Below are 6932 nucleotides of genomic sequence, written 5' to 3' on the forward strand. Positions count from 1 at the left end.
TTATCCATTTGTATAAAAAACCGGCTATCATGGCTGGTTTTTTAATGGTTAAAAATTATTGATAGTAGCGTCAAAATATAGAGCTATCCTTTTCAATACAGCTGAAGAAGTCAAAGAAATTAAAGAATTTGAATGACTACCAATCAGGATGATTATTTAGCATTATTGCCATTACTGATGATAATAGCATGCTAATTATTCGATTCGATTACAGTAGTATTCAATAGTAGAATGTTTTACTTGTTTGACTTAGATGTCCCCTCCACTGGGTTGTTGTTTTAGCTCAGACGACTTTATAACGCCATAACGCATAAACGCCATACCGAGTTTTATTTATGAATGATTCTACCCAAACTGACAATCATAACGCCTACGATGTAGAAACGGATATTCAAGCCAATACGCTGCTCGCGCCGCAGCGTGCGCACTTGCAATTGGCTATTGATGGCATGACGTGTCAGGCCTGTGCCTCGCGAATTGAAAAGGTGCTCAATAAAAAGCCGTCGGTATACGAGGTGAGTGTGAATTTCGCTGGCGAGACCGCGAATGTCGATTATGATCCGACCCAGACGACGCCTGAGCAAGTCACAGAATGGGTAAATAAAACAGGTTTCGCCGCCAATTTGCAGGCAGCTGATAGTTTGTTTGCCCAAACGGATAAAGATACCGCGACTCAGTACCCGTGGCGCTTGATTGGCTTGTGGTTATGTTTGCTGCCGTTTTTAGTTGGTATGGCAGGTATGCTGACAGGTTTTGGTATGGCGTGGATGCCATCGGTTTGGATTCAGTTTGTCCTAGCGACGATTGTACAATTTGGCTTGGCATTACCGTTCTATAAGAGCGCTTGGGCATCCATCAAAGGTGGCCTTGCTAATATGGATGTGCTGGTCGTCATTGGTACGGTAACCATATGGGCGTATTCAACATATCTGTGGCTGATGCATGGCGATGGTACGTTGAATAGCCTGCTACAAAGTGGTCACGCTGGTGGTCATGGGACTGGTAATAGCCCTGCTGTGTATTTTGAAGCTGGGGTGATGGTTATTGCTTTTGTGCGAACGGGTAAATATTTAGAAGAACGTACCAAAAAACACAGCCTTAACAGTATTGATTTATTATTGTCTTTAACGCCTGATGAAGTTGAACAGCAGCAGCCAAATGGTGATTTTCATAATGTTGCTCTTAAAGATGTGCAAATTGGTGATATTTTGCGTGCCAAACAAGGTAGCCGTGTGGCAACGGATGGGGTAGTCATCGAAGGTAGTGGCTGGTGTGTAGAGAGTCATTTAACGGGTGAGTCAGTACCGCTCAAAAAAGAAGAGGGTGATAGTCTATTAGCAGGCGCTTTAGTCGAAAACGGCAGCTTACTATATCGCGTCAGTGCTAAAGGCAGTGATACGAAGCTGGGTGATATGGTACAAGCCCTCAGCGATGCCCAAGGCTCAAAAGCCGACTTGGCGCGTCTTGCTGATCGAGTCACGGCTATTTTTGTGCCAGTGGTGGTAACGATTGCTCTAGTCACCTTTGGGGTCACATGGTGGCTAACAGGTATGGTTGATACTGCCCTAATGCATGCCGTATCAGTATTGGTCATTGCTTGTCCTTGTGCGCTTGGCTTAGCCACGCCAGCGGCTATCATGGCTGGTATGGGGGTCGCTGCTCGTCATGGTGTATGGTTCAAAGATGCCCAAAGCCTAGAAGCTGCAGGTAATATTGATACGGTCGTGCTCGATAAAACGGGTACATTGACTATTGGTAAACCGACTATCGTCGATAAGGTGATGGTTGATAAGTCGCTTGCTGTGGATGATGTATTACAAATTGCCGCCAGCGTCGAGGCGCATGCCAGCCATCCGTTAGCCACCGCGTTAATAAATACTGCCAGAGACCGTAATCTGCCATTAATGAATGTTACGGATATTAGTGTCGTTAAAGGCGCTGGTATACAAGCGAACATTGAAGGTTTAGGTGTGGTAAAAGTCGGCACCGCAGAGTTTGCTAATTTAACGCTACCAAAGCTGATGCCAAAGGTATGGCAAATCGCCAGTACCGTTGCCATTAGCATTAATGATGAAGCCTTAGGTGCTTTTGCTTTAGCTGATGATTTAAAAGCCGATACCCCTCAGGCCATTACTGCGCTGCAAAATGCTGGTATCAATGTCATTTTGATGAGTGGTGATAAGCAGTCCGTTGTCGATCATGTGGCAGAGCAGCTTGGTATCAAGCAAGCTTATGGCAAGATGAGTCCACGCGATAAAGCGAGCCAAATCGCCTTGTTGCAAACAGCTGGTCACAAAGTCGCAATGGCAGGTGATGGCGTCAATGATGCGCCAGCGATGGCAACCGCTGATGCCAGTTTTGCGATGTTTGAAGGCACAGATGTTGCCCAGCATAGTGCTTCTGCCCGTTTGATGGGCGAGTCGCTGATGCATATCGATGCCGCGCAAAAAATTGCGCAAGCCACGCTACGCAATATTAAGCAGAATCTGTTTTTTGCTTTTATTTATAATTGTCTTGGCATTCCGCTTGCCGCTTTTGGTTTTTTAAATCCTATGATTGCCGCCGCTGCGATGGCGCTTAGCTCTATTTCTGTATTAATGAATGCGCTACGTTTAACCCGATTCAAAACGGAGGTTGAACTTGATAACACGGTATCTGCCTCTCAGACTAGAGCGGAACGCCCAATAAAAGCATAAGAGTCATTTTACTTTTGATATCAGCTACTGAGACAAATTGATAATTAATATTTGGCTATCTATGTGTGGTTTTATGACCGCCAGTCGATGTAAGATAAGGGAAGTTTGGTAAAATTTATGCTATGATGCCAACCACTATAGCTGACGGTTAAAGTACTAAACAAACCCTGAAGCCTGCTCAAAACTAGCCGAGTATATCAGTAGAAAAATCTGGTCTAGGTATAGGGCTATATGATATTTTGCTTTATCTTTTTTGTATTCTAGTTGCCGTTATTTACCCCACAAACTTGGCATGACCAAAGGAATTAACAGACATTATGTACGCTGAAGAAACCACCAACGTTGCCGCAATTAAAGACATTCGTGCTCGTGAGATTTTAGACTCGCGCGGTAACCCAACGATTGAAGTCGATGTTATCTTAGCTGACGGTACTGTCGGCCGTGCTGCTGCCCCAAGTGGCGCGTCTACTGGCTCACGTGAAGCACTTGAGCTACGTGATGGCGACAAAGACCGCTATATGGGCAAAGGCGTCAAAAAAGCCGTTGCCAACGTCAATAGCCAGATTCGCAGTGCGTTGATGGATAAAGAGGTCACCGAGCAGCAAGGTATCGATGATGCCATGATTGCGCTAGATGGTACAGAAAACAAAGACAGCCTTGGTGCCAATGCGATGCTAGCGGTGTCTCTTGCCACTGCAAAAGCCGCTGCCAAGTCACAAAGTTTGCCACTACATCAATACATCGCCAATTTGCGCAACCAGACGTCGTTGACCATGCCTGTACCCATGATGAACATCTTAAATGGTGGCGAGCATGCAGATAACACAATCGATATCCAAGAGTTTATGATTGAGCCAGTTGGTTTCACCAGCTTCTCAGAAGCGTTACGTGCTGGCACGGAAATTTTCCACAGTCTAAAATCTGTCTTAAAATCACAAGGCTTGAGTACAGCAGTCGGTGATGAAGGCGGCTTTGCTCCGAACCTACGTAGTAACGAAGAAGCTATCACCGTTATCATGCAAGCGATCGAGCAAGTTGGCTACAAAGCAGGCGAAGACATTCATCTTGCACTAGATTGTGCGGCTAGTGAGTTTTATAAAGATGGTCAATATATCTTGGCAGGCGAGGGCAATAAAGCTTTTGATAGCCAAGGATTTTCAGACTATCTAGTCGGTTTGGCGCGTCAATATCCTATTATTTCTATCGAAGACGGTCTTGATGAGTCTGATTGGGATGGTTGGAAATACTTAACTGAGCAGATTGGTGATAAAGTCCAATTGGTTGGTGATGATTTATTTGTGACCAATCCTGCTATCTTACAAGAAGGTATTGATAAGCATATTGCCAACGCGATTTTGATTAAATTCAACCAAATCGGTACCTTATCAGAAACGCTAGATGCGATTTATTTGGCGAAGAAAAATGGTTATGCGACGATTATTTCGCATCGTTCAGGTGAAACTGAAGACAGCACCATTGCAGATTTAGCCGTTGGTACTGCGGCTGGTCAGATTAAAACTGGCTCACTATGCCGTTCAGATCGCGTGGCGAAATACAATCAGCTGCTACGTATTGAGCAACAAGTACGTGCAAGCTACCGTGGTCGCGAAGAGTTTATCGGTCTACGTGGCTAATTAGCTAAGGTTAGGCAATATGTCATTTTTGATATATTGTCTAGCAAGCTTAGCTGGTATTTATTTTATTATCTCTCTATCGTTTGGCCTATCACATGAAATACTTTAGCCAATTTATACTACTTGCTTTAGCCGTTGCGGTGCTGTTAGGACTGCAATATCAATATTGGCTGGGTGAAAATGGGCGCTTTGAGCATAATAAACTACTGACTCAGACTGAAGATCAGCAACGCTTAAATGACAATCAAGTGGCCGCAAATAACTTATTACGTACTGACGTCTATGATCTAAAAAATGGACTTGAGGCAGTAGAAGAGCATGCGCGTTTAGACTTAGGTTTGATTAAGCCAAATGAGACGTTTGTCCAAGTATCAACCGCACCAACGACGCACAGTCGCTACTAATTTTTAACGCCATCGTAATGAGTGTTCATTGATAACGATGGCTTTGCTTTTCTCGAAACCGCTATTACTACTCCTCTTAATACTCATATCATCATGCAAGCAAACCCTGATTACTACTTTATGAACACCACCTTATGAATACCACACCTAATATACATGCCATGATCGTCGCTGCTGGTCGCGGTAATCGTTTTGGTGCCTCTATCGCCAAGCAATATACTATGCTGCAAGGGCAGACCTTGCTACAGCACAGTGTGGCAAGGCTTGGATGTAGTGCTTATATTGATAAATGTTTATTGGTCGTCGCAGCAGATGATAGCAAAGCAGAGACACTCAATTTTGCGCTTCCAATTCATTATGCTATTGGCGGTGCTGAGCGCTGGCAGTCTGTACAGGCGGGGGTAGAGGCGATCGTTAATACAGGTGCGGATGACTCAGACTTGGTGCTCATTCATGATGCTGCGCGTCCAGCAGTTCCCACTCATGATATTGAACAAGTCATTGAAGCGGCAATGCTTGAGCCTTATGGCGCTATCTTAGCGACCCCTGTTGCTGACACTCTAAAGCAATCCTGCAAACAATCCAGCGCTCACTCTGAGCTTATGCGTGATTCTCTAAACGTAAACAAAGACACGTCTAGCGCTTATGTTAAACAAACGATTGATCGCAGTAATATGTGGCAAGCCCAAACGCCGCAAGTATTTCGTTTAGGACAGCTAAGACAAGTATTGAAGCATGTGGCTGAACACAAACTCGATATCACCGATGAAGCTAGTGCATTTGAATATCTAGCACTGCCTATTCGTCTAGTGACTGGCAGTCGCCAAAACATCAAGCTCACCTATCCTGATGACGCTATCTTGCTCGCAGCGATTCTTAAAGCCCAGTCTTAGGACATATCTTCAATTTGAAAGATCGCTATCTGATAGCCTAGTTATTTTGATAAATATCAAAAAACTACCTTCTCTTTATTGGCTTACCTTCACTACTTGTTATTAGTCCAAATTATTATGCTGGCATATTGATGAGTTTGCATAACGCGGCAAGTGATATTGTCATAAGTAGCATTCTGTACCAATCTTACAATCTAAATGACGGTTCTATCATTAACTGATCACGTTTTTTATCATTAACTTCCCGTCATATTGCCTCTTAATTCTATAATTACTAGAAAATTACACTCTATATTCTTAGTATGAGTAATAATATAATATTATTTAGTATTGCTACCTAATGATGTAATATATTCATATATTGATTTGTTGACTAAACTAGCCTATGATGTAACCAACTTAATACAATTAATATAAACATTTATAAAATCAATAATATACCAAGCCAATTCGATGTTTTCGAAAGTCTTGTCTCTATGTTTTTTCTAAAGTTAGTATGGTTGTTTTAGCTACATTTACCTGAAAATAGGGAGAAGCTGATTGTCAGTAGTCAATGATTCGACAAATCCAGTAACGACAGATCTCTGCCAACTTGTGTATTTGAGCCGCATCACGTCGACTGGTCTATCAAACGCCAGTACACTGAACGATATTGCAGAAGTCGCCAGCAAACATAACAAAGCTGATAATATTACAGGTATTCTTTGCTACGGCAATGGTTACTTTTTACAGTGTGTAGAAGGTAGTGAGCAAGCGTTAACCAATCTCAAAAATCGCTTGATAATGGATGATCGACATAAAGACTTAACCATTTTAGATTTTTCAGCACTGGAAGATCGTCGTTTCGCTGGTTGGTCACTGCGCTCGATTACCCTTGAGCGCTGGATGATTAAAGAGCCTAAGCTTAAGAAGTTTATGCCGTTTAAGCCTTATGCGTGGAGCACTGACGAATGGACGGAGTTTTTAGATATCTTGCAAGGTTATTATGAAAAGCATGTCAGCACAGGCGAAACTGACAGTCAACCGATACAATATAGCACCTTAGGTTTAACCTTAAGTAAAGTTGTCGGACAGCACCAAGCCTTTTTCTTGATTCAGACCGTATTGGGCTCGCTGATTATATTAGCGCTACTGTGGTTCATGATATCGGATAAGATTTTTTAGGTCATAAAAAGTAGACCGCTTATACCGAAAAGCCAGCAAAGATTGCTGGCTTTTTTTGTTATGAATGTCCCATCCTAGAATGAGTTGATATATTTTAGGCGATATTATGTCAAACCTAGAGAGTAACAGAGCTAAGCGCAG

Annotated in this window: 5 protein-coding genes; all 5 read left to right on the plus strand. The window is 43.0% G+C overall.

Annotated elements, in window-relative coordinates:
* Positions 1–335 precede the first annotated feature (335 nt).
* The 5 genes from JMY08_RS06605 to JMY08_RS06625 all read left to right on the plus strand — a co-directional run bounded on the left by JMY08_RS06605 (position 336) and on the right by JMY08_RS06625 (position 6791).
* Complete coding sequence (locus JMY08_RS06605) at positions 336–2696, plus strand: heavy metal translocating P-type ATPase (protein ID WP_201592436.1); 2361 nt, start codon at positions 336–338, stop codon at positions 2694–2696.
* 317 nt (positions 2697–3013) lie between these two features.
* Positions 3014–4330 (plus strand): phosphopyruvate hydratase, encoded by a 1317-nt coding sequence (gene eno / locus JMY08_RS06610; protein ID WP_201592438.1) that lies wholly within the window; start codon positions 3014–3016, stop codon positions 4328–4330.
* Between the two features lie 95 nt (positions 4331–4425).
* Positions 4426–4734, plus strand: coding sequence for an FtsB family cell division protein (locus tag JMY08_RS06615; protein ID WP_010196361.1), 309 nt, complete (start codon positions 4426–4428; stop codon positions 4732–4734).
* A 134-nt stretch (positions 4735–4868) separates the two neighbouring features.
* Entirely contained in the window at positions 4869–5627 is a 759-nt protein-coding gene (gene ispD / locus JMY08_RS06620; protein WP_201592441.1) for a 2-C-methyl-D-erythritol 4-phosphate cytidylyltransferase, read from the plus strand.
* 540 nt (positions 5628–6167) lie between these two features.
* Positions 6168–6791 (plus strand): BLUF domain-containing protein, encoded by a 624-nt coding sequence (locus JMY08_RS06625; protein WP_189580140.1) that lies wholly within the window; start codon positions 6168–6170, stop codon positions 6789–6791.
* Positions 6792–6932 lie beyond the last annotated feature (141 nt).

The sequence above is a fragment of the Psychrobacter sp. Pi2-51 genome (assembly GCF_904846665.1).
In the GTDB taxonomy this organism is placed as follows: domain Bacteria; phylum Pseudomonadota; class Gammaproteobacteria; order Pseudomonadales; family Moraxellaceae; genus Psychrobacter; species Psychrobacter glaciei.